Origin of the sequence: Shewanella sp. WXL01 (assembly GCF_012263345.1) — a bacterium.
GTDB classification, from domain to species: Bacteria; Pseudomonadota; Gammaproteobacteria; order Enterobacterales; family Shewanellaceae; genus Shewanella; species Shewanella maritima.
On sequence record NZ_JAAIKQ010000002.1, the window covers coordinates 825,654 to 851,519 of the forward strand.

Genomic DNA, 25,866 nt, shown 5'->3' on the forward strand with positions numbered 1-25,866 from the left:
ATGTAAAATTACCTAAGATGGTAACCAATGCAATCAAGACTTGCCATAAATGTTAGTTAACATAGCAATACTGTATAAAAAGGCGACAAAAAACAAAATATTGCAGTTTGATGTCAGAAATTACTTGTCCACGCCTTGCTATATGAGTAGGTTGTAACTCAAAATTGATTTAATAATATTTATTAGTGCACCAACAGCAATTAGCAACTAAACAAATTCCGTTTATTGCTTGTATTTTGCGTGGTTGTTTTCGAGTAATTCGCCTTTTAAAAGTATCATCTTTGATACCTTGCGAGACTCAATGTGCAAGTTAAGGAGGATGCCTTGCTGAATAAGCTAGGTGGAATTGCAGTTAATGCTGATGCATTAAGCTGGTTACTTACCCCGAAGAATTTCAAGCAGACGCTGCTGGATAAAATCCAGCAGGCTAAGCATTCAATCTCTATCTCTGCTTTGTATGTCGAAGATGATGAAGCGGGCCGCGAAGTATTACACGCACTTTATGCAGCGAAAGCGAATAACCCTCTGCTTGAGGTTAATGTGCTGGTGGACTTTCACCGCGCTCGTCGTGGACTAATAGGCCACAAAGGCGATAGCGGCAATTATATCCTTTATCGCAAGCTAAATGACGCTGCTGCTCACCCAATTAATATTGTTGGTGTACCGGTTAAATCACGTGAGTTCATGGGCGTGTTGCACCTAAAAGGATTCATCATTGACGATACTGTGATCTTTAGTGGTGCGAGTCTTAACAATATTTACCTGCAACAAGGTGACAAATACCGTTTCGATCGTTATCACATGGTGGAATCAGCAGAATTAGCCAAGTCGATGAATGATATGATCAAGCGTTACATTCTGTCTGATCCTGCAGTCACTTCGTTAACTCAGTCTGCTGACACCGAAGTCTTGCCTGATAAACAAACGATCCGTAGTTTTAAACATCGCTTATCAAAAGCGCAATATGAGTTTGAAGCTACGCGTATTGGCAACCGGATCTCGCCGATTGTTGGCCTTGGGCCAAAGAAAAACAAACTTAATGATGCCGTAGTTAACATCGTGAATCAGTCTGAAGATCATTTGTTTATCTGTACCCCTTACTTCAACCCACCTAGAGCACTTAACCGAGCACTTTCAAAACATTTAAGAGACGGTAAGAAGATAGATATTGTGGTTGGTGATAAAACGGCTAACGATTTTTATATTCCGCCAGAAAAACCGTTTTCTACCATCGGTGCATTGCCATATATGTATGAGCAGATGTTACGTAAATTTGCTAAGCGTCAGCAGTGGGCGATTGAAAATGGTCAGCTCAATATTCATTTGTGGCGTCACGACATCAATAGCTATCACCTTAAAGGGATCAGCGCCGATGACAAAACACATCTGATCACCGGCTCTAATCTTAACCCGAGAGCCTGGGCGTTAGATCTAGAAAATGGCCTGATGGTGCATGATGAGTCAGGTGTGTGGAAAGAGCAGTTCAAGCAAGAGCAAGCGCATATTCTTGAGCATACTCAACGATTGTTCCATTACAGTCAGATAGATACCTTGCAAAACTACCCAGCGCCAGTGAAGAAGATCATGAATCGTATTCGACGCATAAAAGCTGACTTTTTACTACGCCGTATCCTCTAATGCGTAGCTCCAATAAACCACCTCAAGTAGACGTTGTAGAGCAGCTGCTAAAAACGTCTCCTGCAATTAAAGAGCCTGTGCATGCTGTGCACAGGCTTTATAATTATCGCAAGGCGTTATCAACTAAGCCGTTTACTGCGCGTGGTAAAAAGTTAATACGCTGCCCTAAATGCCTACTTGGCGTGCAATTTTGTACCTGCGAGTATCGTAAGTTCTTGTCCACTAATATTAGTGTCATGCTAATTATGTACGACGATGAAGTGCTAAAACCGACAAATAGTGGTCGCTTGATTGCCGATCTTATTCCTAATACTTCGGCATATTTGTGGTCGCGCACAGAGCCAAACCCTGACATGCTAGCGCAACTTGCCGATCCGCAATATCAGGTGTTTTTGGTGTTCCCAGAGCAGTATATCGAGTCCCAGCAGGCGATTTATAACCAAATAGATGCAAGCGTTTTAGCACCAGATAAAAAACCGTTACTGGTGTTGTTAGATGGCAGCTGGCGTCAAGCGATTAAGATGTTTCGTAAAAGCCCGTATTTGCATACACTTAATGTACTTTCTATCGCGCCATCGCAACTTGCTACTTATGCGCTACGTAAAGGAAGCCATGAGTTCCAACTCGGTACTGCCGAGGTTGCAGCGCTTGCGCTCGAAGCAGCTGGTGAGCGAGAAAATGGCGCGGCGTTGACTGCTTGGTTTGATTTATTTGTAGAATCTTCATTGCTTGGGCGTAATCGCAGGCAAAAAGAGATAATCAAGCCAATTGAGCTATACATCAATAACTTTAACGATGCGGTTAAAAAGGCTGCCAGTAGAAGTTAGTGGTACTTAAATAAGATTGCGTAAAAAGAAGAATTTCGAGAATAATTAGACCATGGCAAATGAAGCAGTTAAGCAACTTACCATCTTGTATCGGCTTGAACCTGGGTGTTTAGGGCCGGATGGTGTTGATCATATTGAAGCATTTTGCCTTTTGGTTCAAAAAGCGCTGACAGCGAAAGGCAATGTTCACTACAAATGGCAGGTTGTGCCTAGGTTTGATAAATCAAAACCTGAAATTCAGTTTACGCTAAATGGCAAAAGTCTCACTGAACAACAAGCGCAAAAATACTTGAGCATGCTAACTATAGAGTTAGATAACGTCATCGATGGTTTTGAAGATATGCTCACGAAAATGATCAATCAGTATATTGCCCGTAAAGCTTAAATTGAGCAGTGGTTATACTCACTCGTTAAGCTGCTATTACCTAGCAGCTTACTTTTTACTTGAGGCAAGGGAGTATGCCCAACATGTCAAATAACACTTTCAATCAACCAGATAACCTTCATCTTGAGTCGCAGCTGCAGCAGTGGTTTGGCTTCAGCCAGTTTAATCTTGGTCAAAAGCAGGTTATCCAACACTTGCTCGCAGGGCAATCTTCACTGGCAATATTCCCAACTGGTTCAGGCAAATCACTTTGTTATCAATTCAGTGCTTTATGTTTACCTAATGTCACCTTGGTGGTATCGCCGCTGCTTGCGTTGATGAAAGATCAATTGGCGTTTTTAGCGACCAAAGGCATTAGCGCCGCGAGCATTGACTCAACCTTAACGTTTGAGCAGACCAAAGAAGTCATGCAAGGGGTTAGAGAAGGGCAAATTAAAATTTTAATGGTGTCAGTAGAGCGATTTAAAAATGAACGATTTAGGCGTTTTCTTAGTTCTATTGCAATTTCGATGTTAGTGGTAGATGAAGCGCACTGTATTTCTGAGTGGGGGCATAATTTTAGACCCGATTATTTAAAGCTGCCGCAAATCCGTACAGAGTTTAATATTGCTCAGGTATTATTGTTAACAGCAACGGCCAAAAGACAAGTTAAACTTGATATGGCTGCCAAATTTGGCATAAATGAACAGTGCATAGTACAAACCGGGTTTGAGCGCAGTAATCTGCACCTGCAAGTGATTGCAACGCCTGAACATCACAAGCGTCAGCAATTACTGGCTTCAATTGGACCTCATCAGCAACAAGGAAACGCCGGCATTGTGTACGTGACGTTGCAGCAAAGCGCTGAAGATCTGGCGAGTTTTTTAACGAGTAATGGCATTGCGGCTCAGGCATACCACGCAGGTCTGGATACGTCGCAGCGTGAACAAATTCAAGATGATTTTATGTCAGGTGCTGTGAATATAATTGTTGCAACCATCGCATTTGGTATGGGTGTAGACAAAAGTGATATTCGTTTTGTTATTCATTATGACCTGCCTAAGTCCATTGAAAACTATAGTCAGGAAATCGGCAGAGCAGGGCGTGACGGTAATGATTCACAGTGTATTACGCTTGCTAACAAAGATGGCATTAATACCATTGAGAATTTTGTTTATGGCGATACACCTCAGAAAGATGATATATCTGAACTAATCAAAATAATTCATCAGAATGTTGATTCTGGCGTTTGGGAAATGCAAGAAAGCGCTATTTCTAGCCAAACCAATATCCGACTTTTAGCATTAAAGACCTTGTTGGTTCAGTTGGAAATTCGCGGCGTGCTTCAGGCCAGTTACGCCTATTTCGCCGATTTTAAGTATAAGTTTGAGCTAAGCGAAACTGAGATCTTGGCTAAATTTAATGCCGAACGCCAACAATTCTTAAAACAAATATTTGAGTTCACAGCATTTAAGAAAATCTGGGGACAGTTAGACTTTAATGCACTGCAACAAACCTTTGGTCACGAGCGCTCTCGCGTGGTAGCCGCGCTAGAGTATTTATCTGAAAAAAATATGATTAGCCTAGAGACTAAAAAAATCACCCAGGTCTATAAGGTGAATCAGCAGTTACTCGCCGAAAACAATTTAGTCGATGAGTTAACTGCGTATTTTGCTGATACCGAGCACAAAGAAATCGCTCGCATCCATGCGTTGGTCGCGTTTTTCGAAACTGACCAATGTATCAGTTATCGCCTAGCACAGTATTTTGATGATCATAATGCAGCTACACAATGCGGGCGTTGCAGCGTGTGTCTGGGTAATGCTCAAGTGTTGCCTGAAACTCAGCAATCAGCTGTTTTGAACGATCAAATCATCAAGGGTTATATCGACGAATTTTGCCAGTTAGCCCAGGATAAAGGCTTTAGTGCGCCTGATACTTATACCAAAACTAAATTCCTGATTGGCATGGCGATGCCAAGATATTCGAGGGCTAAAGTACGCCAGCTAACAGGGTTTGCCACATGTCAGCATATTCGTTTTGAACATGTCTTGGCTCAAGTGAAAAAACTGGCTTAAGTGCGCCGAGCAACATAAATTGAGTAACACAGTAACCTAGTAAAATATTCAATAACGATGAAACCACAAGCAGAAGAATTACTTAAAAAGCACGACAAATTGATCCACAGCGAAGGGTTAACGGTTGAATCTCATACTCAAAGAGAGCAGGGAGAGTGGTTTATTCAAACGTTAATGCTAAAAGGCTATCAAGTCCCATTTAAGTACAAGCGCACTAAAAAGTATAAAAGTCTGGCGGGGCAGAAAGTCAGTTTAGTCTACTACCCTGCAGTCGAACAGGTTGCGGGGTTTGAGGTTGAAGTGATGCAAGTAGTGCGTATTCGCCGCTATTAGCCTCATTACGGTTTGCACAAAAATAGCGAGACCAACCTTAGGTAGATTTGTCTCGCTATTTTTCACAAAGTAAACCTTGCTAGTTTCAACAGCTCAATACCGTGACGCTCAGCTTATTAAAACTAGTTTTATCTTTTGAACTATTGGTAGCTATTTGTTTGAGTCTTGGTATTGATCACCCGTTTGCCAAACTCGATACTTAAGTTCTACATCAGCTGGCAGGTAAAACACCTTAGGTAAACGACTGTCGTATTTAATCGTAAATGGCTCATTGATTGGAATGAACTTGTTAGTTTTTGGTTCATTACACATCATCATGGTCGACATACCAGGCGAATAATCGGTTAACTCATAGTAGCTATAACCCCAGCCCTCAAGGTTTCGTGTGGCTAGCTCCCCCCAAAGACCGCGTAGATTACAGTCTGCAAGCATTGTTTTACCAAGTTGAAATTCAACCATATACCTGGACTCATCGGTTAACGGCGGCATTTCAATGATATGTTGCTTCATGCCAGAAACTGGTGCAGGAAACATCTTGATAGATTCGATAGGAGCATGAGTCGTAGGTTGGTAAACATATGTGTTCAACGATACTTGCTCATTTGAATCGGTACTTGCACAGCCCGAAAGCAGTGCTGTTGTTGTAACTGTCAAAGCAGCAAGTAGCTTTTTTGATGAGCCGATATAAGAGGCAATGCTTGATTGAATTGGTCGCGCAAAAGTAGTTGATGTCTTGTTATAGGTCATAATAGTTCCTTGCATAACATATCATTGGGTAGTTTTATTGCTATAAACGCAGCCGAACAGAAAAAGGGTTAAATAATTTAAAAATAAATATAGCTTAGCTTTCAGCATTCGCAGATACAAAAAAGCACCTAGTAAATCTGTGTGTTTAAAACATAATCTGTTGCCGGTCAGTTGTATTTATATCATTTGTTTTTTGTTTCAAAATATGACATAAAATATTGCATCTGCGTTATAAAATGCGCGTTATACTGGGTGACGTAACTACTATGAATAACAACAAAAACTTAGAACAAACAGCTGACATTCTGCGCTTGGCAGTGCCGCAAATGGCATCACTGAATATCCCCGTCACACCAGCTAATTATGCTGTTTGGTTTGAGTATTTTGCTGAAACTAACCTCAATCTTAAACGTGCAATTGATGGATTAATCGCTAATGAAGTTGTGTTTACTGCTGAGGTCAATCATGGCTTGTATAATCGCTTTATTGAAGAGCGCTCACCTGAAGTGATTGAAAATGTTCAAATTGAGACGCAAATCCTGATCAACAGCCTATTTAACAAGATAGAGCAACTCAGTACAGGCACTGAAGCTTTTTCGACCAACTTGAACAAATTTGGTGACGAATTGCAGCAAGACCCAACACCAGAAACGCTTAATAACCTCATTGTTAGTCTTGCATCCGAGGTCGAAAGCGTGCTCGCGACAAATAAGGAAATGAAGCAATCTCTGGACACGCTCGGCAGTGAGCTTACAAGTTTGAAAGGTGAAATGGAAAACCTAAGTAAGGTTGCAATGACTGATGAGCTAACCTCGCTTAACAATCGTCGAGCCTATGAGATGTTCGCTACTGATCAAGTGACCTTGTTTAATGAACAGCATGTAGGTTGCAGCTTGATGGTGCTCGATATTGATCATTTCAAGCAGTTTAATGACACCTATGGACACTTAGTTGGCGACAAGGTGTTAGCCTATGTGGCGCTGGCGCTTAAACAAGCGGTTAAAGGTGAAGATTTTGTTGCACGTTATGGCGGCGAAGAGTTTGTTATTTTGTTGCCGGATACCAAACTTAGCGACGCGGTAACCGTTGCTGAGAAGATACGCCAACGCATCGCTCAGAAGCAATTAACCATTGGTAAAGAGAATAAACAGCAACTCGGACACATAACCATTTCAATCGGTGTTGCAGCGATTCAAAATGGTGATGATATGGACACCTTGTTAGCCCGTGCAGACGAGCAGCTTTATAACGCTAAAGCGTCAGGGCGAAACTGTGTTAAATACTAATTTCGATTACTCGGTACCTCATTAGATTGAAACACGTTTTCGTGTAAAAAAGACCAGTACCTGTTTTAGGTGCTGGTCTTTTTTGATTCATGGCAATTTAATTACTTAAGCTTCATGTCCATTTTGATCAGCTGCTCTTCCATATCAAAGCTGACATCAAACCCCAGTGACTTTGCCAGGTTTGCCATACTGCGGTTTTCAAACATGGTAAAGCCAGTTAATACTTGAGTGTCGTTGTGCTTATAGTAACGAATTAGCTTCTCCAGTAATGCTCGGCCCAAACCCACACCTTGGTAATTGCTGCGCACCGCCATGGCAAACTCGGCTTCGGTATTATCGGGGTCGATTGACGCGCGGACAGCGCCTAAAGTAATCTCGTCACCCTTGTCATCAAACATAGTGGCAATAAATGCCATTTCCCTTGAATAATCAATTTGAGTCAATACTGCCATTTCTTCATGGGTCATCTTTGCTCGAACACCAAAATATCGTTTATATCTATCTTCGTCAGACAGCGAGTTATCAAAGTCCATATGCTTAGGTTCATCTTCCGGAAGAATAGGGCGCAGCATAACCTTGAGATTATTTTTTAAGGTCACCGTTTCTTCGAGTTCCTTAGGATAAGGCTGAATTGCAAGGCGGTTTGTCGGGACTTGTCCAAGAGGATTGAGGCTGAGCCTGACATCAAGCAAGGTAATATTGTCACCAGCAGCCAATACCGGGTTAATATCAATGCCGTTGATCTCTGGGCAATCGATAACCAGGTGTGAAAGCTGAGTCAACATGACGCAAAGCGGGGTCATTTTTAGCCCTAGTGGCAGGTGGCGATCTCTTAATTTATTACTCTTTAATGCTTGAATGACCATATAGCGGGCAAGGGACATATTAAGCGGTGGCAGTGCAACGGCCGCATCGCGTGTTGGATCCCAGTCTGAACCGCCTTCGCCTAAACAAATCGCTAAGCCAAACACGCCATCGTTTATCACGGCCACTCGAAGCTCCTGTGCTCCGGCTGTGAGAGCCATTTTCTGAATGATAATCCCTTCGATGCGTGCCCGAGGGTTAGCTTGTTTTACCCGCCTAAGCACTGACTCCGTGGCATTAGCAACGTCCTCATCTGAGCTTAAGTTAAGTACGACGCCATGAACATCAGACTTGTACATGACATCTTTTGATTGCACTTTAAGCGCGACTGGGTAACCGATAGCATTGGCGGCGTTAATAGCTTGCTGCGCCATGCTTTGGACATCATCATTACACTCGATAAACTCGGTTTGAATGGTATTGAGTCCATAGGCTGCAAGAATAGGCGCAGCTTGATGAGTTTCAATTTCCAGCTGTTGGTTAGCTTGGGCTTGTTGCAATAATTGCCGTGCCAGCTCACTATTGGTCGGAATGTTAGCCGGGATCGACTCAGGGATCTCTTGCAGCAATTTTTGGTTGCGACGAAACTCGACCATGTGCATAAAGGCTCTAATTGCACCTTCAGGCGTACGATAGGTTGGAATACTGGCCTGGTTGAATAGTTTCCTCGCAACATATGCTGAGTCCTCACCGCTCCAGTTAGTAAGAATGTTAAGCTGATTGCGTTTAGGATGTAGCTTAATAGTATCGATGAGCGCATCGGCTATTTGTTGGCTTTCTCCTAACAATGACGGCGAGTGCAGCACTAACACTGCGTCGCAGTTTTCATCGTTCATCACGATTTCAAGTGCTTTGGCATAACGCTCACTGGCGGCGTCTCCCATCAAATCAACTGGGTTTTGTCTTGACCAGGTTGAAGGTAACACTGCATCTAGGGCACTAATGGTTTGTTGTGACAGCTTAGCAAGCTTGCCGCCTTTTATAATTAACTCGTCTGCTGCGAGTACCGCTGGGCCACCGCCATTACTGATAATGGCCAAACGTTCGCCTTTAAGCGGTGCAGAATGAGCAAGACTCTCAACTGCGGCAAACAGGTCAACCAAATCTTCAACTCTTAGCATACCGGCACGTCTAAAAGCTGCTTCATACACAGCGTCGTTACCGGCTGTACCACCGGTATGAAGCATTGCCGCTTGCATGCCTTCGTTACTGCGGCCAGATTTAATCACCAATATAGGCTTGTTATGAGAAGCCGCGCGGGCGGCAGACAAAAAGTGCTGCTTTTCACTGATGGAGTCTATGTAAAGTAAAATTGCAGAGGTCTTACTGTCGCGGCCGAGATAGTCGATAAGCTCGTCAAAATCTAAATCGGCAGCGTCGCCTAGTGAAATAAAACTCGAGAACCCAATGCCTTTATTGTTTGCCCAATCGAGCACTGTGGTACAAATGGCTGCCGACTGAGAAACAAATGCAATTTTGCCGTTTTGGGCGCCTGTATGTGCAAGGCTAGCGTTTAAGCCAATGGGAGGCAAAATCATACCAAGACTATTAGGCCCAAGAATACGCATGCCTTTAGCTTTCGCTATGGCTTTAATTTGCTCAAGCACATTGACGTCGCTATTCGTATCACAGAGCAGTTGCTCCATGCCTGACGCCATAATAACGGCAACTTTACAGCCAATATCAGCAAGTTGCTCTATGATGCCAAGGACTTTATTTGCGTGGGTACAAACTACGGCTAAGTCTGGCACCATTGGTAAGTCTGCGATGCTTGGATAAGCGAGCACGCCAAGCACGGAAGTGTAGTTAGGTGTAACTGGCATAATTGGTCCTGAAAACCCGCTCGATAGCAAGTTTTTCATCAAACCTTTACCGGCTTTTTTATCGCCATTAGAAGCACCAATCACCGCAACTGACTTAGGCTTGAAAAGGGCATTGATATTACGCTGACTCATAAGGCTCTCATTTATCGCAACTAAGTGATTCTATTATTCAATGTTTTGTTGAAGATTAATAGCTAGTTTGCACGATACGCTTCACATGCTTTAGTCGAAATTAGCGCAAACAAATCCTTATGCAAACTGCAATAAAAAAGGTCACCGTGAAGGCGACCTTTGTATTTAGAAAGCTACAAGCTAATCGAACAAGTCATAAATTACGCTTTTGCCTGCGTAGGCTCTTTCTGGGGCGCATATATTCCAATTAGCTTCGCAACCATAGCTTTCATGTCCTCAATTGCCAGGTACAAACATGGGATTAAGCACAGAGTGACTACCGTTGCGAACAATACACCAAATGCCAGTGATACCGCCATTGGGATCACCATCTGCGCCTGCATGCTGGTTTCTGTCATGATCGGCACGAGACCGATGAAGGTGGTTAGCGAGGTCAACAAAATTGCGCGGAAGCGGCGACAACCAGCATCGAGCACAGCTTGCTGCATCGGCACACCTTGCTTACGGGAGTTATTAATATAATCTACCATCACCAGCGAGTCATTCACCACCACACCGGCAGCAGCGATGATGCCGAATACCGACAACGCACTTAGGTCAATCCCCAATATGATATGGCCAAGCATAGAGCCAATAATACCGAATGGGATCACTGACATGATCATAAATGGCTGAATGTACGAGCGTAGTGGAATAGCTAACAAGCTGTAGATCACCAGCATAGACACCACAAAATCACGCATTTGCGTATTTGCGCTATCAAGCTGCTCTTGAATGCTGCCTGATACTTCACTTTGAACAGTAGGGTACTTGGCTAGCAGCTCAGGAATGAAGTTGTCACGAATATCTTGCGCTAACTTAAACGGCTCAGCTTGCTCTGAATCAACCGTCGCCCACACGTTAATAGTACGGTTACCGTTTTCACGGCGAATGCTATTAACGCCTTGAACAACCGCAATTTCAGCAACCTCAGATAATGGCAGCTCAGCACCTTGATTGGTCTTGATGATCACGTCTTGTACTAGAGCAATTGAGTTTCGTTGCTCTTCAGGGTAACGCAGCATGACTTTAATCTCTTCACCGTTACGAATAATACGCTGGGCTTCAAGACCGTAGAAGCTATTACCAACTTGACCTGCGATATTCGCCAGGGTCAAACCGAGTGAGTGTGCAAGAGGTTTTAAGTAGAACTGAACTTCTTTGGTGCTTGACTGGCGTGAGTCGTTGACGTCACTGACACCTTTAAGTGTGTTCAATTTTTCCTTAAGTGCGAGTGACGCAGCAATTAGCTGCTGCTCATTGTTACCTTCAAGGCGGAAGCTGATATCTCCATCATCGCGACCACCACCAAATAGGCTGTCTTGAATATTAAAAGACTTAACCCCAGGTATTTGTGGAATGGCTTGGCGCCAAAGTTCGGCTACTTCAAAGGTATTGAGTGGACGAATTTCAGGGTCAACCAATTTAGTCATGATTTCAGCGCGAGTACGACCACGAAGATCGACTTGCATCTGTGAAATCATGTTTTGGCCATATTGCTTTTCTAAATCGCGGTCGACCTTATACAACGCAGCTTCAATTGCAAGCGCGGCTTCTAGGGTTGCTGACTCAGAAGCATCTACATTCATTTCAACGGTGACGCGAGGGAAGTCGTGAGGGATCTTCGGCTGGCCGATAAAACGTACCAATCCACCCTGATATAACCCAGCGCAAACTAAAATAAAGCTGACGAATAACATAATAATTGCGTAGCGATATTTAGTAGCAAGAACTAGGCTGGGCCGATAAACATTGGCGATAAACCACTTTAAGCCACTATCAATATTACCCTGAACAAAGTTAACCCCGTTGCGCAGCCAATCTAATGGGTTTTTAGAGCCAGGCTTAACAACTTTTGGCTTTTTCATATGGGCCAAGTGAGATGGCAGAATTAGCTTAGACTCTACGAGTGAAAACAGTAGACATAAGATAACGACGCCACCGATCGCGCGTCCAAAGGCTGAAGATGGGCCATCATCTAGGGTAATAGGCAAGAACGCGGCAATGGTGGTTAATACGCCAAAGGTAGCTGGGATCGCGACACGTTTAACACCGCGGATCACGCTATCAATATTTTGCCCACGCTCCTGACATTCACTGTGGGCGCTTTCGCCCATGACAATGGCATCATCAACCACAATACCTAGTACCAGAATAAAGGCGAACAGACTAATCACGTTTACCGTTATGTCAAGAAAGCCCATCGGCATGAATAAGATGGTTCCCAAGAAACACACAGGTAAACCCATCATTACCCAAAACGCTAAGCGCACGCGCAAGAATAACGCCAGCATCAAGAAAACTAACACCGCACCACTTTTCATGCTATCAAGCATTAGCTGCAGGCGGCCGTCTAGGTAATAGGTCATATCAACCCAAGGCTCTAAGGTTACGCCTTGTGGCAGCTCTGTTTGCTTTTTATCTATGTACTTGTGCATTACAGACGCGACATCAGTAATACTTTGATTTTTTGATGCGCCAACAAAGAAGGTAACAGAGTTCATGCCGTCAAACTTTGAATACTGAATGCCTTCTTCAAACCCGTCATGAACGGTCGCCACATCACCCACCAGCAGTGTGGTGCCATCTTCAAGTGTTAGTAGAGGTAAGTCTTCAAATTCGTAACCAACATAAGCCTGATTTTGTACGCGTAGATTGATATAGCCGTTTTCTGCTTTGATTTGCCCGGCAGACATGTTGCGCGAATAGCCGCGAACTGCATTGGCTACATCGTTAAAGGTTAAGCCAAATTCGCGCAGGCGATCTTTACTGACTTCTACGCTAATTTCATAACCTAAGCCGCTGTAGTAATCAGAAATGTTCACGCCGGGAAGTTGCATGATCTCGTTGTGAATCGTTTCACCTAGATCTTTAAGCTGACGCTGAGTTAAGTCGCCATAAAGACTTAGGTACATGACTTCCTGACGGATCTTGATCCGCTCAACCTTAGGGCTTTCCATACCACCAGGAAAGGTCGAGATAGAGTCAATTTCAGATTTAACCTCATCTAGCACCACTTGAGGATCGTAATCATCTTCGATTTGAAAATAACCACTCGCAAAATTGCGGTTAGAGTAGGTGATTACCCGCTTTAAGCCTTGAACGCTTTCAAGCGCTTGTTCAATCTTGATGGTAATGCCTTCTTCCACTTCTTGCGGCGCAGTGCCTGGATATTGAGCGCTAAATTCAATCCAGTTGATATCTACAGCAGGGAAGAACTGTTTACGAATGGTACTAGCAGTTAAAAGTCCGCCAAGCAAGATGATGATCATTAGCAGGTTCGCCGCAACGCTATTACGGGCAAACCAGGCAATCAAGCCTTTATTGGTATCTTCCATAATCCTTATTGCGCTCCCATCGCTAAATCAGTTTGCGGCGCTTGTTGCTCTGGCTCTGATTGCAGCAATTTATCTTGTGGTAGGGCAACAACCATACCTTCAACCGGGTAATCAAGGGCTGATGTGATAACCCGCATGCCAGATTCTAAACCACTGCTAACCACCACGTTTGACCCTTCCTGGCGAATAATGTCGACAGCTTTGTATCGTAGGGTGTTATCTTCATCCATTACTGCAACTTTGCCGTTCACCACTAAGTAGCGTGGAATAATGGTGACATCGCCGGCATCAGAACCATTAATGGTTGCTGTTACATAGGTGCCGTATCTAAGTTCAGGCTTTGGTGAGTTTAGTCCGTATGGATCATCAATTTGCGCCACCAGATAAGTCATGCGACTTTTGCTGTCTACGACGCCTTCACTTCGGACGATTTTACCGGCCCATTGTTGTTTGCTACCGGCATAGCTGCCGACTAGCTGCACCTTGGCATCCGCGCCGCGGCTTTCAAGATACTGAATTTCTTTATCAGCAAGCGGCAGTCGTACTTCGGCAACTTCTGTTCCTAGCATCAAACCAATGGCTGAGCCCGGTGCTACGTACGAACCTAGACCAATATTACGCGTGGCGATAAGCGAGTCGTAAGGCGCTTTGATAATCGTGCGCTCTAAATCACGCTCAGCGCGGTGCAAGCTGGCTTCAGCACTTTTTAGGCTTGCAATAGCCTGAGCTAGTTGAGGTTTACGTAAACTTAATTCGGTTGGTTTACCTTCAGTGATGCGCGACCATTCTTGTTCAGCAACCGCAGCATTGGCTTTCTCTTGAATAAGGCTCGCGTTAGCCGTAGCTATCTTAGCTTGAGCATCAAGTAGGTTGGACTCGTAATCGCTTGGATCAATCTTGGCGAGTATCTCACCTTTTTTAACAAAACCACCTTTTACGAATTTATCTGACAAGTAAACAATTTCGCCGTTAACCTGCGAGATAAGCTCAGTTTCATATTTAGCATTAACCACGCCGTATGAACTTACCGAAAAGGTCATAGGTTTAAATTCAATATTTTGTACGGACACCAATGGTGTGTTATCGACAGGTGGTTTTTCCTCAGGTGGTTTTTTTAAAGAAGAAATGCCAATAAACGCGCCAATCCCTATAGAGATAACGACGATTGGAAGAATGATCTGAGTTTTAGTCGCCACGGTACAGTTCCTATTGTGGTAGCTCGCTTCTGTCATAGAAGCACATATAAAAAGAGAGCATGAGATATGCTTTTTTATCACTACCCCTATGGTAAATGAAATGTAAAGGCAAGGTAGTGACAATGTGTAAATGAGTGTTGCAACCCGAAGCAAATTTTACAACGAACACGATGTATCACATTGCAGCAGGCTTTTGGGCTATTGACGAATTTACCTACCTAACAGGCACTAACTAAAGTGTGTCAAAGCATGTCAATGGGATAAGATTTGCTGAACATTAACACGCAACATGTTTTACTTAACCGGCAACCAACAGCTGGCGTGAATTGACTTCACGCAAATAAAATTCAAGGGATAATAATGAAAAAAGCACTGCTACCTTTGGCCGTCGCCATGGCAATTGGCGGACTCACCGCATGTCAAAATACGAACACCAACACGGTGGAACCAAGTCAACAAATCTCCCCCTTTATTGCTCAGCAGCAGGCATTTGAGCAACTTACCTCGCAGTTTATTGATGATCTTTGGCAGCTTTCACCAACTTGGGCACTGTACAACGGTAAACACGTTAATGATGGTTACCTTGAAGTGCCTAACGAGCAAAGTCGTAGCAAAACACTGGACTTTATTGCCAAGCAGCAAGCTAAATTTGCTGCTGTTGATACTGCGACTTTAACGACCAACCAGCAAATAGACTTTGAGCTTATTAGTAACCTGCTTGCTAGCATGAAGTGGGAAATCACTGAGTTTAAAGCCTGGCAATGGCAACCATCTAACTACAATGTTGCCGGTGGCTTTGCACAAATCATCAATGAAGATTTTGCGCCATTAGATGAGCGTTTAGCCTCGGTTATTGCCCGACTAGAAAATGTCCCAGCATATTACCAAGCGGCACAAGCGAGTATCGACAACCCAACGCTTGAGCATACCCAGCTTGCGATAATGCAGAATAAGGGTGCCTTTAGCGTGTTGAGCGATGACTTAGCGGCCCAAGTTGCAGAATCGGGATTGTCTGATGAGCAAAAGGCATTGTTTACTACACGTTTTGATTTAGCGGTTAAAGCTATTAATCAGCATATTGAGTGGCTTGCTAATCTTGAAAGTGACCTTAAGCAAAACGGCGCGCGCAGTTTCCGCATTGGCGAGGCGCTTTATGAGAAGAAGTTTGCTTTTGATATTCAAGCAGGCATGACGGGTAAACAGTTATATCAAAAAGCGGTGGACGATAAGAATCGCGTGCAGGCAGAAATGGCTAAGATTACTAAAGAGATCTGGTCTAAGTATATCGACACGCCAATTCCACCTAACGATAAGCTTGCTATTCGCCAGTTAATCGATGTGTTATCGGCGAAACATGTCGAGCGCGATAACTTTGTTGAAGAGGTGCGCAGACAAATTCCAGAGTTGGTTCAATTTGTTAATGATAAAAAACTGATCACTCTCGACCCAACTAAGCCTTTGGTGGTGCGTGAAACGCCTGCATACATGCGTGGCTTTGCTGGTGCGTCTATTAGTGCTCCTGGTCCTTATGAAAAAGGTGGCAATACATACTATAACGTGACGCCGCTTGATGGTATGTCAGATGAAGCCGCTGAAAGTTACTTGCGAGAGTACAACCATTGGATTTTACAGGTGCTGAATATCCATGAAGCCATTCCTGGTCATTACACTCAGCTGGTTTATTCCAATGAATCACCAAGTTTGGTTAAAAGCCTATTTGGTAATGGTGCAATGATCGAAGGCTGGGCTGTATACACCGAGCGCATGATGCTTGAAGAAGGCTATGGTAACTTTGAGCCTGAAATGTGGCTGATGTATTACAAGTGGAACCTAAGGGTAATTTGCAACACTATCTTAGACTACAGCATTCAAGTTAAAGGCATGGAGGAACAACAAGCACTTGATTTAATGATGAATGAAGCATTCCAGCAGCGCGCAGAAGCGCAAGGTAAATGGCGCCGAGCAACTTTAAGTCAAGTGCAACTAACCAGTTACTATTCTGGCTACCGTGAAATTTACGACCTACGTGAACAGCTAAAAGTAGAGCAGGGCGATGACTTTGACCTGCGTAAGTTCCATGAGCAGTTTTTAAGTTATGGCAGCGCTCCTGTTAAGCACGTTAAGCAGCTAATGACGAGTAACTAGTCTCACCCTTGTAACGTGACCGATGACTTACTGTGCGGTGGTCATCTGTAAGACGACAAATTTAAAATGCTCATTGATATTTGTATCAGTGGGCATTTTTGTTGTGTAGATCTCAATTTTGTTAATTGCTCTTAAAATTCTTGTCTTAACACCTAGTATCAAACAAAACTTCATGCTAACGTTAATGAAAATCATTCTTATTTAAGTCCTACTCTTTTAAAGTACTAGGTTTTAATAATCGATTTAAGTTTTAGCTGATTAAGTCCGACTCTAAATAACAATATACGGACTCGAATACAGGGCCAGATATGACAGATATTCTTATCATCCAGCAGTCGCACAAAAATCACGACGGCATAGAGCGTGATTTGATTGCGCTTGGCTACCAGCCACATATTGTTAATAACGCGCTTGATGCCTTAGTTCGCATAGAAACGCTCGCGTTGGATGTTGTATTGTTAGACCTAAGCGTTGAGCAAATGGATAGCTTATGGCTATTACTATCTCAACGCGCCAATGTACCGGTTATCGCACTGGCACATGAGAGCAACGATGACGAACGTTTAACCGCGTTTGAATCAGGTGCTGATGATTACCTGCCGCAGCCTTATAATCTGCGAGAGTTGCAGCTTAAATTTAAAGTGCTGGCACGTCGATTTAAAAAAGATGTTGCTCATAGCCAACCAATGGCATTGTTCTTTGATGATTTAAGTTACACAGTTCGGTACAACGATAAATCCTCGACATTGACGCAAACCGAATACCGACTGCTTAAATATTTATACGATCAACAAGGGCAGGTTGTCACAAAAGCTGAACTGCAACGCAATGTCTTATCAAAAGATTACGGTAAATTTGACCGGAACTTAGATATGCATGTCAGTAATACCCGTAAAAAACTAGCTCTTGGTAACTTACCCCGTGAACTAATTAATACAGTTCGCGGTCGAGGTTACAGTTTTACCTTTGTCGCCGCTTAAACTCCTGCGCGGTATTTGCTAGAATCCCTGCGACCTAGGGCAATTGTTCACTCGCTATTGCCCAACACAAATTCTCGACAGAGATAACAAGTACAAGGGATGCACTATGCGGATCAGCGCAAATTTCGACGGTGGTAATATTGAAGTTGTAAGTATCGATAAAGCCGATGATATCCAACTTAATATTCGCCCAGATGTAGGTAACGAATTCTATCAATGGTTTAACTTCCGCTTTGAAGGTGAAGTTGGCCAAAACTATACCCTTAATATCCTCAACGCTGGCAGTGCGTCTTACCCTAAAGGTTGGGAAGATTATCAAGCTGTTGCCAGTTACGACCGTAATCACTGGTTCCGTCTGCCGACAAGTTACGAGAATGGTAAGCTAACCATTCACGTTGACCTTGATTGTGAAGCTATTCAAATCGCGTACTTCGCTCCATACAGTTACGAGCGTCATTTAGATCTAATTAGCGAAGTTCAGCTACACCCATCTGTGAGTCTTGAGCATTTAGGTTTAACCCTTGATGGCCGTGACATGACCTTACTTAAGGTTGGTGATGGCGATCCGGCTAAGAAAAACATTTGGATCACCGCGCGCCAACACCCAGGTGAAACTATGGCCGAATGGTTGGTTGAAGGTTTACTTAACCAACTGCTTGATAGCGATAACGCCACAGCTAAGACTTTGCTCGATAAAGCTAATTTCTACATTGTGCCTAACATGAACCCAGATGGCAGCGTGCGTGGTCACCTGCGTACCAATGCCGTGGGTACAAACCTTAACCGCGAATGGCAATCACCAAGTTTGGAGAAAAGCCCTGAGGTTTATTACGTTGTAAATAAGATGCACGAAACCGGTGTCGATTTATTTTACGATGTTCATGGTGATGAAGGCTTACCTTATGTGTTCCTAGCGGGCTGTGAAGGTGTACCTGTTTATAATGACAAAATGGCGGCAGTGAATAAGAAGTTCAATGATGCCTTATTACTTGCAAGTGCCGACTTCCAAACTGAGTTTGGTTACGACAAAGACGAGCCCGGAAAAGCAAACCTAACAGTTGGTTCAAACTGGGTAGGTAACACATTCTCTTGTTTGGCAAACACCTTAGAAATGCCATTTAAAGATAATGCTAACTTGCCTGATCCGCTGGTGGGCTGGTCACCAGAGCGTAGTGTATACCTAGGTGAAGCATCGCTTATTGCAATGCTTGCTGTGGTTGATGATCTGTAAGTTATCCTTGTCGTTATTAGGAGACACCAATGGCATTGATTAATTGCCCAAATTGTCAAAAACGCATTTCAGATAAAGCTAAGACGTGCAGTCACTGCCATACCTCTATGGCGGGCGAAAGCGAGTCGAAAGCCACGATCCGTCATATTGAGAAAAGCAACAAGTTGATGAATCACAGCTTTATCTTTATGACCTTATTCGTTTTTGGTGCCGTATTGTGGTTTTGGGGCGGTGAAGTTGCGCAGGGATATAAGTTAATAATCTCAAGTGCATGCTTTGCCATTGGTTTTATTGGTTATTTGATCACTCGAGTGCGGATTGTGCTCCATAAACGGAAATCAGTATGAAGGATCTAAATCAAGTTATTGATGAAATGCCTTTTGAGGTATACGAGCGTCTGCGCACAGCATCAGAACTGGGCAAGTGGGAAGACGGCTCTGTATTAACAGACGAGCAACGCGAGCATACCTTGCAAGTGGTGATGCTATATCAAGCGCGCAAGATGGATCAAACAGACCATTTCACCATTGCTCAAGGTGGCGAAATCAATGAGCTTTCTAAATCTGAGTTAAAAAAACAATTCAAGGGCGAGAGTATCGCAGCGTTTAAAGAGAAAGATCTGTAACGCGAATACTTAACCTGCAATGATGATAGACGAAGCCGCTAATAATGTTATTAGCGGCTTTTTTATATTGATGAACTCAGAAGCAAGATAGCCGTTACTTTAGCCATTCAGTTATTAAAAATCGCGTTTACGTATAAATCACAAGCAAATATCCGATGCAATTATTCAAATAATGTGTTGAATTTGTTAAGCTTTATGCTTGTTTATTTTCTGTCAATTGGCAAATTCAATGCCGTATACAAGGATATGTTTTGATTAAAGACAAAATAAAAACGTTAAATTTAAATTGGGTCAAATTCTTACCTCTGTTATTGATTATTGTTGCAGTAATCAACTCCTATTACATTGTTATTGAAGGCCATGTTGGCGTAATCAAACGTTTCGGTGAAGCTAAAGGGCAAGAAAACCCTGGGTTACATTTTAAAATCCCATTCATTGAAACCGTCGAGATGATCGAAGTGCGTACCCGTAAAAATGCCGAAAAGATGGCATCTAGCACCAAAGAGCAAATGCCTGTTACTGTTGAAGTTTCTGTGAACTGGACGGTAAATAAAGAAGCTGCGCTAGATCTATTTAAAAAATATGGCGGCTTAACTCAGTTTGAGCAACGCATTCTTGATCCGCGTTTCCGCTCAGCAACCAAAGATACTATCCCGCAGTTTGAAGCTGAGCAGCTTATTCAGGATCGCGCCAGCGCAATTCAAGGAATTGAGCACCGTTTAGCGGCTGAGATGGAAGGATTCCCGGTTATTGTTGATAACATTCAAATTGAGAATATCGTGCTACCGCAAAAGTACATTAACTCAATTGAAATTAAGCAAACTGAAAAGAACTTAGCAGCCGCGGAAGAGCATAAACTTGAGCGTCAGCGCCTTGAAGCGTTACGTGCAGTAAATACTGCAGATGCGAAAGCAAAAGGTATTTTGAAAGTAGCTGAAGCTGAAGCGCAGTCAATTTTACTTAAAGGTAAAGCTGAAGCTCAGGCGATTGAAGCAAAAGCTAAAGCACTTAAGAACAATCCACTAATTGTTAAGCTGACTGAAGCGCAAGCTTGGGACGGTAAGTTGCCTTCAACCATGTTAGGTGACGGTGCGATGCCAATTATGGATTTAAGAGACGAGAAAAAGTAATTCTTTAAACACGTCTACCGTATAAATCCGGCACAAATGCTTATTTGCGCCGGCTTTTTTGTACCCAACTATTTCAACTATACAGCTATCTCAACTTCTATCTGGTGCATTAATTGGCTCATTCAATTGCTGTGATTGAAACTAACCCTCGATATGATTAAAGTATGCGCCAGTATCAAAGTAATTCATTGTTAGTTGTCCCTCACGAGTGCGTTATGTCATTACCTCCATGCCCAGTTTGTCAGTCCCAGTATGTATATCAAGATCAAAGTCAGCTAATCTGCCCTGAATGTGGTCATGAATGGAACCCACAAGAGTTAGCCGAACAAGAGTTAGTCATTGTTAAAGACGCTAATGGCACTGTCTTAACCGAAGGCGACAAGGTCACGATTGCCAAAGATTTGAAAGTGAAGGGCAGTTCCCAAGGATTAAAGATAGGCACTAAAGCGCTGGTAAGACGAATTTTTGATACTAAAGATCATCAGCTCGACTGCAAAGTTGATGGTGCAGGCGAAATGATGATCACAGCTCAGTTTGTTAAAAAGGCATAAGGGTAAGACTGTACTCTACCCTGGGTGCTAGAATCGAATTCATTAAACAGTTATGTTTAGGCTAACCATAACTGTTTGAACTAGAGAAAAAACGCTGAGTGAAAGCTAGTTTACTTGGTATCTAAGCAGTACTTCGTTATCTAATACCACATTGGTTGACCAAATAAAGCTTGCCCCCGCACCGCTGAACTTATCAATAAAGTTCATGTAGGCCTTTTTATTGTTCACGCCAATTTCATCGTCCGAGTAAAGTGTAGCTTGAGGCCAATCGTTTGAATCAAAGTCTTGCTTCATCCAACCATTAGGGGTTGCCCAGTGCGCAGCATAAGCATTTTCGCCATCATCGATGCCTTCAACTGTGCAAGATTCAGATAAACGCTTGTTACCCAGTTCAGTTAAACAACTTAAAGCATAAATAGGCGCGGTATAATAGGTTTGAGCTTGCCAATCTGCGTTAGTGACTGTGCCATCGCTAAAACTTGCGATAAATCCACCGTCACCTGGATGATATGCCTTGCCACGGTTATCTTCTGTGCCTAAGCCAAGGTTTTCTTCCCAATCAATTACCTTTACAGCAATGGTGTACGGCTTGTTTACTTTGAATTTAACGACACTTGAATTAAATGGCGTAAAAGGAACAGTATCGACAGCGATAAGTTTGCCATTTATGTATAGTTCAAAATAATTGTCGGCAAAAATATACCCTGTGATTTCTTCCCCGTCCGCATCAACGACAACAATGGGAATTGAGTCTTCATCTACACTAGCAATGTCTTTAGGTGTGATGTTGGCACACTCCTCATAAAGATCGTACGCTTTCATCGCACTGGTATAGTGATTTTCAGCGGGTACGGTCCAAACTTTGCCCTTGTTGTCAGTAATTTTGCCAATACCAGCGATACGACTTCGACCATTGTTACACTGAAATAGATTATCAATTACTGTCGTAGCTCGGCCTTGTGTAATACTTGCTGTACCCGTGTAATCAGATATATCTGTGTTTACCGGGCGAGGGCTAGTTTGAGAGCAACCACTAAGTAATAGCGTTAATGCAGCTGAGGTTAACAAGTGTTTGTTGGAGATTTGCATTAAAGAATCCGAAATTGATTATTGAAGTGTAAGTGTAGCGTTTAATTGCTGGTGCGTTTAAATGACGCGTTCCAATGTAGATGATTAACTTGAAACAGTGCGGCGATTTTAGCTTATTAAAGTGTAAATTGACGTAAGCCATAGGCAATGTTGAGTAAATCTTAGTTGGTTCGCAGAGCGACCACTATCGGGTTAGTAGGCCTTTGCTATAGTTGAAACGAATATTCAGCTACGTCGAGGTGCGAGTAGTACAAACAAAAAAGCAATGCCAATGCATTGCTTTTTGATTTTTTCTGGGTGAAAGGAGTTAGCAAGGCTTAACCTAGCTGGCGTTTCAATTACTCAACGCTTAGTTCACCAAACAGGTTTTGCTGCATTTTGGCTTTGATCTGCTCGCTTGTTAAGCTAATTGAGAGTAAAAAGTGCAGTTTCGCAAGCGCAGCCTCTACCGTCATATCACCACCTGAAATGACTCCGGCGTTCGCCAACGCATTACCAGTCGCATAACCGCCCATATTAACTTGCCCCTGAAAGCACTGAGTTAGGTTGACGATGACAATGCCTTGCTCGTCTGCTTGCTTTAATGTGTCTAGCAGGGCTTTGTTTTGCGGTGCATTACCCACACCATAGGTTTGTAATATCAGCGCTTTAACGGGTTGCTGCAGAATATTCTTAAAAATATCCACCGCCATACCAGGGTAAAGCGTCACCACACCAATGGGTTGTGGGCTGATGGTGACAACATCTAATGGCAGCGCTGTCGCCGTACTTATTTTGCCTGCTTTTAGACTGATTTTAATTCCAGCTTCCAATAGGGTTGGGAAGTTTGGCGATGCGAAGGCATCAAAACCATCAGCATGGGCTTTGGTTGAACGATTACCGCGAAATAGCTTGTTATTGAAAAACAGGCATACTTCAGCCACAGGATAATTGGCCGCAATATAAAGCGAGTTAAGTAAGTTGGTTTGGCCATCGGAGCGGAGCTGTGCAAGCGGGATTTGCGAGCCAGTAACAATCACAGGTTTAGACAAGCCGTGCAACATGAAAGACAGCGCAGAGGCGGTATATGCCATGGTGTCTGTGCCATGAAGAATAACAAAACCATCGTATTTGTCGTAATTGGCTTTAATGTCGTCGGCAATCATCTGCCAATCTGTAGGCGCCATATTTGATGAATCGATCAGCGGGCTGTATTCATGAATCACAAAATCTGGCATTTCTTCATGATAAAACTCTGGCATAGATTGCACACAGCCAGTTAAAAAGCCTGCCACAGGTGCGAAGCCATTTTCAGTTTTTTGCATACCGATAGTACCGCCGGTATAAGCGACATAGATGGAGCGTTTAGTCATGAAGGGAATTCGTTACTTATGATTTATGGCGCAAGTATACGAGTAAACAAACATTAACCCAATAAAAAAGCCTGCATTTGCAGGCTTTTATTTAAATTTGTGAGTTTTCTAATCTTGTAGAAAACCAATGCAGCGAAAGCGTATGTAGCTCATTCAAACTAAAAGTTACATGCCTCACAGTAGAGGTAAGCATGGTTTGGGTCATCAAACATAGCAAATTGCTCAAGTGCGCTGCCAAATTGATTTAGCATTTGGCTTGCAATAGAGCTGTTTACAAAGCTTGGTGGAATAAACTCTGCTGTTGCGCCCATTAGCTGCTGAACAAATACTTGCTCAGGCGATAGTGGCTCTTCAACCAACTTGGTATCAAACTTGTCCATATTGGCAAGCTCGGCAGCTTTAGCAACGGCCTGGTCTATATCGCCTAGCTCATCAACTAAGCCAAGCTGTAGTGCACGTTTACCTGTCCAAACTCGGCCTTGTGCAATAGCGTCAACTTGTTCAAGTGTCATTTCACGCTCATTGGCAACAAGCGAGATAAAGTTGAGGTAACCTTTTTCAATATGACGTTGAATTACGCTTTTAACGTTATCACTGAGTGGGCGCGCAGCACTTAAACCAGCCCATTCTGAAGTGGCAACACCGTCAGAGTTCACGCCAATGTGCGACAGCGCTTTATCAAATGTGGCAAACATACCGAAAATACCGATAGAGCCGGTGAGGGTAGTCGGTGTTGCGTAGATAAAGTCGGCGCTGGCAGAAATCCAATAACCGCCTGACGCAGCGTACGAGCCCATACTAACAACAACTGGCTTACCCGCTTCTTTGAGTGCCAATACTTCTTGGCGAATTTGTTCTGACGCAAATGCGCTGCCACCTGGGCTATCGACACGCAAAACCACCGCTTTAATATTTGGATTAAAACGCGCTTGCTTTAATAGCGCAGAAGTTGAGTCACCACCGATTTGTCCGGCAGGCTGTTTACCATTAAGAATATTACCTTTAGCAACGACGACACCGACTGAGTCAGTTTCTACAAAGGTAGGCAACTTAGCGTTAAGCTTTAGGTAATCATTGAAGGCGATATGCTTGTAGCTTTCACCATCATTGCTGACCCCGACCATTTCGATCATCGCGTTGCGAAATGCTTCAGCAGAAACGAGCTCATCAACCCAGTGCATATTCTTTGCAACAACTGCAAATTCACCTTCGGCTTTATCGAGCTCAGCCATAAACCTTTCGTGCTCTAACACTAGGTCATCAGCGGGTACGTTGCGGTTAGCACCAACAGTTTGTGAGTAGCTTTGCCACAGATCGCCGAGTAATTGATCACTTGCTTGTTTGTCATCATCTGACATGTCGTCGCGTATAAACGGTTCAACTGCCGACTTATATGTACCGACTCGGAACACATGCATGTCGATTTTAAGTTTATCTAAAGCTGATTTATAAAACAGGCGATAACGAGATAAACCATCAAGCGAAACGCTGCCTTGTGGGTTTAAATAAATGGTATCTGCGTAACTGGCGAGAAAGTATTGCTGCTGGTTATAGTTGTTGCCTTTAGCAATCACCTTTTTACCAGCATCACGGAACTCATTTAACGCTTCACCGATAGCGGTCATTTTGCTGATCCCAGCTGAGCGCAGCTGAGCGAGATCTAATACGATAGCCTGAATACGAGTGTCTTGGGTGGCGTTTTGGATAACGTAGAGAATATCAGCCAGTAAGATTTCACCATCAGGGTTATTGTTATTGCTTTGCTGTAATATGGCTTCAAACGGGTCGACATAGCGTTTCTGGTCAACAATGTGACCGGTTAAGTCGAGCACGAGCGCTGAATTATCTTCAACAATGATCTCATCTTCGCCAACCATTAAGGCCACGAAAATAATCGCTAATACGGAAAAGAAAACCAAATTAACAATAACTAGACGAATGCCATTAATGACTTTACCAATGAGGGTAAACATCTTCTTTAAAAATGACGGTTTATCAGCCATTAGCTACTCCTGTAACAATCTAATGTGCTTATGCTAACCGAATTCAAAGTTAAATGGTTAATTGAATTGTAAAGGATTTTAACAATCTGCTTTGC

20 protein-coding genes are annotated in these 25,866 nt (G+C 43.2%); 13 read left to right on the forward strand and 7 right to left on the reverse strand.

The genetic code is table 11. The annotated features are described in order from the left end of the window. The first annotated feature begins 303 nt into the window (after nt 1–303). The 5 genes from pssA to G3R49_RS08655 all read left to right on the forward strand — a co-directional run bounded on the left by pssA (nt 304) and on the right by G3R49_RS08655 (nt 5,240). On the forward strand, nt 304–1,638 hold the full coding sequence (gene pssA / locus G3R49_RS08635; RefSeq protein ID WP_348633914.1) for a CDP-diacylglycerol--serine O-phosphatidyltransferase: 1,335 nt from the start codon (nt 304–306) through the stop codon (nt 1,636–1,638). Beyond that, nucleotides 1,638–2,465, forward strand: a complete 828-nt coding sequence (locus G3R49_RS08640) for a tRNA-uridine aminocarboxypropyltransferase (protein WP_167869346.1) — start codon at nt 1,638–1,640, stop codon at nt 2,463–2,465. Before pssA ends, G3R49_RS08640 begins: the two co-directional genes overlap by 1 nt. 52 nt (nt 2,466–2,517) lie before the next feature. Continuing rightward, on the forward strand, nt 2,518–2,850 hold the full coding sequence (locus tag G3R49_RS08645; RefSeq protein WP_167869347.1) for a hypothetical protein: 333 nt from the start codon (nt 2,518–2,520) through the stop codon (nt 2,848–2,850). 83 nt (nt 2,851–2,933) lie between these two features. Then, a complete protein-coding gene (locus tag G3R49_RS08650) occupies nt 2,934–4,907 on the forward strand; it encodes an ATP-dependent DNA helicase RecQ (RefSeq protein ID WP_167869348.1) in 1,974 nt (657 codons plus the stop codon). A 57-nt stretch (nt 4,908–4,964) separates the two neighbouring features. Continuing rightward, complete coding sequence (locus G3R49_RS08655; protein ID WP_130597354.1) at nt 4,965–5,240, forward strand: hypothetical protein; 276 nt, start codon at nt 4,965–4,967, stop codon at nt 5,238–5,240. A 150-nt stretch (nt 5,241–5,390) separates the two neighbouring features. On the opposite strand, the gene eco is transcribed toward G3R49_RS08655, so the two are convergent. Then, on the reverse strand, nt 5,391–5,987 hold the full coding sequence (gene eco / locus G3R49_RS08660) for a serine protease inhibitor ecotin (protein WP_167869349.1): 597 nt from the start codon (nt 5,985–5,987) through the stop codon (nt 5,391–5,393). Between the two features lie 266 nt (nt 5,988–6,253). On the opposite strand from eco, the gene G3R49_RS08665 reads away from it, so the two are divergent. Continuing rightward, on the forward strand, nt 6,254–7,273 hold the full coding sequence (locus G3R49_RS08665; protein ID WP_130597351.1) for a GGDEF domain-containing protein: 1,020 nt from the start codon (nt 6,254–6,256) through the stop codon (nt 7,271–7,273). Between the two features lie 101 nt (nt 7,274–7,374). On the opposite strand, the gene G3R49_RS08670 is transcribed toward G3R49_RS08665, so the two are convergent. The 3 genes from G3R49_RS08670 to G3R49_RS08680 form a co-directional block, all read right to left on the reverse strand. Beyond that, on the reverse strand, nt 7,375–10,092 hold the full coding sequence (locus G3R49_RS08670) for a bifunctional acetate--CoA ligase family protein/GNAT family N-acetyltransferase (protein ID WP_167869350.1): 2,718 nt from the start codon (nt 10,090–10,092) through the stop codon (nt 7,375–7,377). A 200-nt stretch (nt 10,093–10,292) separates the two neighbouring features. Further along, on the reverse strand, nt 10,293–13,469 hold the full coding sequence (locus tag G3R49_RS08675) for an efflux RND transporter permease subunit (RefSeq protein WP_167869351.1): 3,177 nt from the start codon (nt 13,467–13,469) through the stop codon (nt 10,293–10,295). A 5-nt stretch (nt 13,470–13,474) separates the two neighbouring features. Then, a complete protein-coding gene (locus G3R49_RS08680) occupies nt 13,475–14,665 on the reverse strand; it encodes an efflux RND transporter periplasmic adaptor subunit (RefSeq protein ID WP_130597348.1) in 1,191 nt (396 codons plus the stop codon). A 360-nt stretch (nt 14,666–15,025) separates the two neighbouring features. On the opposite strand from G3R49_RS08680, the gene G3R49_RS08685 reads away from it, so the two are divergent. From G3R49_RS08685 to G3R49_RS08715, 7 genes are all read left to right on the forward strand, one after another. Further along, a complete protein-coding gene (locus tag G3R49_RS08685; protein WP_167869352.1) occupies nt 15,026–16,810 on the forward strand; it encodes a DUF885 domain-containing protein in 1,785 nt (594 codons plus the stop codon). Nucleotides 16,811–17,118: 308 nt separating this feature from the next. Next, nucleotides 17,119–17,790 carry a response regulator transcription factor gene (locus tag G3R49_RS08690; protein WP_130597346.1) on the forward strand — a complete coding sequence of 224 codons (672 nt, stop codon included), beginning with the start codon at nt 17,119–17,121 and terminating at the stop codon, nt 17,788–17,790. 106 nt (nt 17,791–17,896) lie between these two features. Beyond that, nucleotides 17,897–19,021 (forward strand): M14-type cytosolic carboxypeptidase, encoded by a 1,125-nt coding sequence (locus tag G3R49_RS08695; RefSeq protein ID WP_167869353.1) that lies wholly within the window; start codon nt 17,897–17,899, stop codon nt 19,019–19,021. Nucleotides 19,022–19,050: 29 nt separating this feature from the next. Further along, nucleotides 19,051–19,368 carry a zinc-ribbon domain-containing protein gene (locus G3R49_RS08700; RefSeq protein WP_130597344.1) on the forward strand — a complete coding sequence of 106 codons (318 nt, stop codon included), beginning with the start codon at nt 19,051–19,053 and terminating at the stop codon, nt 19,366–19,368. Then, nucleotides 19,365–19,646 carry a YeaC family protein gene (locus tag G3R49_RS08705; protein WP_130597343.1) on the forward strand — a complete coding sequence of 94 codons (282 nt, stop codon included), beginning with the start codon at nt 19,365–19,367 and terminating at the stop codon, nt 19,644–19,646. Before G3R49_RS08700 ends, G3R49_RS08705 begins: the two co-directional genes overlap by 4 nt. Nucleotides 19,647–19,897: 251 nt before the next feature. After that, nucleotides 19,898–20,776 carry a prohibitin family protein gene (locus tag G3R49_RS08710; protein ID WP_130597342.1) on the forward strand — a complete coding sequence of 293 codons (879 nt, stop codon included), beginning with the start codon at nt 19,898–19,900 and terminating at the stop codon, nt 20,774–20,776. Nucleotides 20,777–20,991: 215 nt separating this feature from the next. Next, a complete protein-coding gene (locus G3R49_RS08715; RefSeq protein ID WP_130597341.1) occupies nt 20,992–21,327 on the forward strand; it encodes a zinc ribbon domain-containing protein YjdM in 336 nt (111 codons plus the stop codon). 105 nt (nt 21,328–21,432) lie between these two features. Here the strand turns inward: G3R49_RS08715 and G3R49_RS08720 are convergent, their stop codons facing one another. From G3R49_RS08720 to sppA, 3 genes are all read right to left on the reverse strand, one after another. Beyond that, on the reverse strand, nt 21,433–22,416 hold the full coding sequence (locus G3R49_RS08720) for a hypothetical protein (RefSeq protein WP_167869354.1): 984 nt from the start codon (nt 22,414–22,416) through the stop codon (nt 21,433–21,435). 338 nt (nt 22,417–22,754) lie between these two features. Beyond that, nucleotides 22,755–23,768: an asparaginase gene (gene ansA / locus G3R49_RS08725; protein ID WP_167869355.1), complete on the reverse strand. Its 1,014-nt coding sequence runs from the start codon at nt 23,766–23,768 to the stop codon at nt 22,755–22,757. Nucleotides 23,769–23,926: 158 nt separating this feature from the next. Next, complete coding sequence (gene sppA, locus G3R49_RS08730) at nt 23,927–25,771, reverse strand: signal peptide peptidase SppA (RefSeq protein ID WP_167869356.1); 1,845 nt, start codon at nt 25,769–25,771, stop codon at nt 23,927–23,929. Nucleotides 25,772–25,866 lie beyond the last annotated feature (95 nt).

Coding starts and splice junctions, on each gene's coding strand:
- G3R49_RS08640 (WP_167869346.1), top strand. CDS start 1,638: ATGCGTAGCTCCAATAAACCACCTCAAGTAGACGTTGTAGAGCAGCTG.
- G3R49_RS08645 (WP_167869347.1), top strand. CDS start 2,518: ATGGCAAATGAAGCAGTTAAGCAACTTACCATCTTGTATCGGCTTGAA.
- G3R49_RS08650 (WP_167869348.1), top strand. CDS start 2,934: ATGTCAAATAACACTTTCAATCAACCAGATAACCTTCATCTTGAGTCG.
- G3R49_RS08655 (WP_130597354.1), top strand. CDS start 4,965: ATGAAACCACAAGCAGAAGAATTACTTAAAAAGCACGACAAATTGATC.
- eco (WP_167869349.1), bottom strand. CDS start 5,987: ATGACCTATAACAAGACATCAACTACTTTTGCGCGACCAATTCAATCA.
- G3R49_RS08665 (WP_130597351.1), top strand. CDS start 6,254: ATGAATAACAACAAAAACTTAGAACAAACAGCTGACATTCTGCGCTTG.
- G3R49_RS08670 (WP_167869350.1), bottom strand. CDS start 10,092: ATGAGTCAGCGTAATATCAATGCCCTTTTCAAGCCTAAGTCAGTTGCG.
- G3R49_RS08675 (WP_167869351.1), bottom strand. CDS start 13,469: ATGGAAGATACCAATAAAGGCTTGATTGCCTGGTTTGCCCGTAATAGC.
- G3R49_RS08685 (WP_167869352.1), top strand. CDS start 15,026: ATGAAAAAAGCACTGCTACCTTTGGCCGTCGCCATGGCAATTGGCGGA.
- G3R49_RS08690 (WP_130597346.1), top strand. CDS start 17,119: ATGACAGATATTCTTATCATCCAGCAGTCGCACAAAAATCACGACGGC.
- G3R49_RS08695 (WP_167869353.1), top strand. CDS start 17,897: ATGCGGATCAGCGCAAATTTCGACGGTGGTAATATTGAAGTTGTAAGT.
- G3R49_RS08700 (WP_130597344.1), top strand. CDS start 19,051: ATGGCATTGATTAATTGCCCAAATTGTCAAAAACGCATTTCAGATAAA.
- G3R49_RS08705 (WP_130597343.1), top strand. CDS start 19,365: ATGAAGGATCTAAATCAAGTTATTGATGAAATGCCTTTTGAGGTATAC.
- G3R49_RS08715 (WP_130597341.1), top strand. CDS start 20,992: ATGTCATTACCTCCATGCCCAGTTTGTCAGTCCCAGTATGTATATCAA.
- G3R49_RS08720 (WP_167869354.1), bottom strand. CDS start 22,416: ATGCAAATCTCCAACAAACACTTGTTAACCTCAGCTGCATTAACGCTA.
- ansA (WP_167869355.1), bottom strand. CDS start 23,768: ATGACTAAACGCTCCATCTATGTCGCTTATACCGGCGGTACTATCGGT.
- sppA (WP_167869356.1), bottom strand. CDS start 25,771: ATGGCTGATAAACCGTCATTTTTAAAGAAGATGTTTACCCTCATTGGT.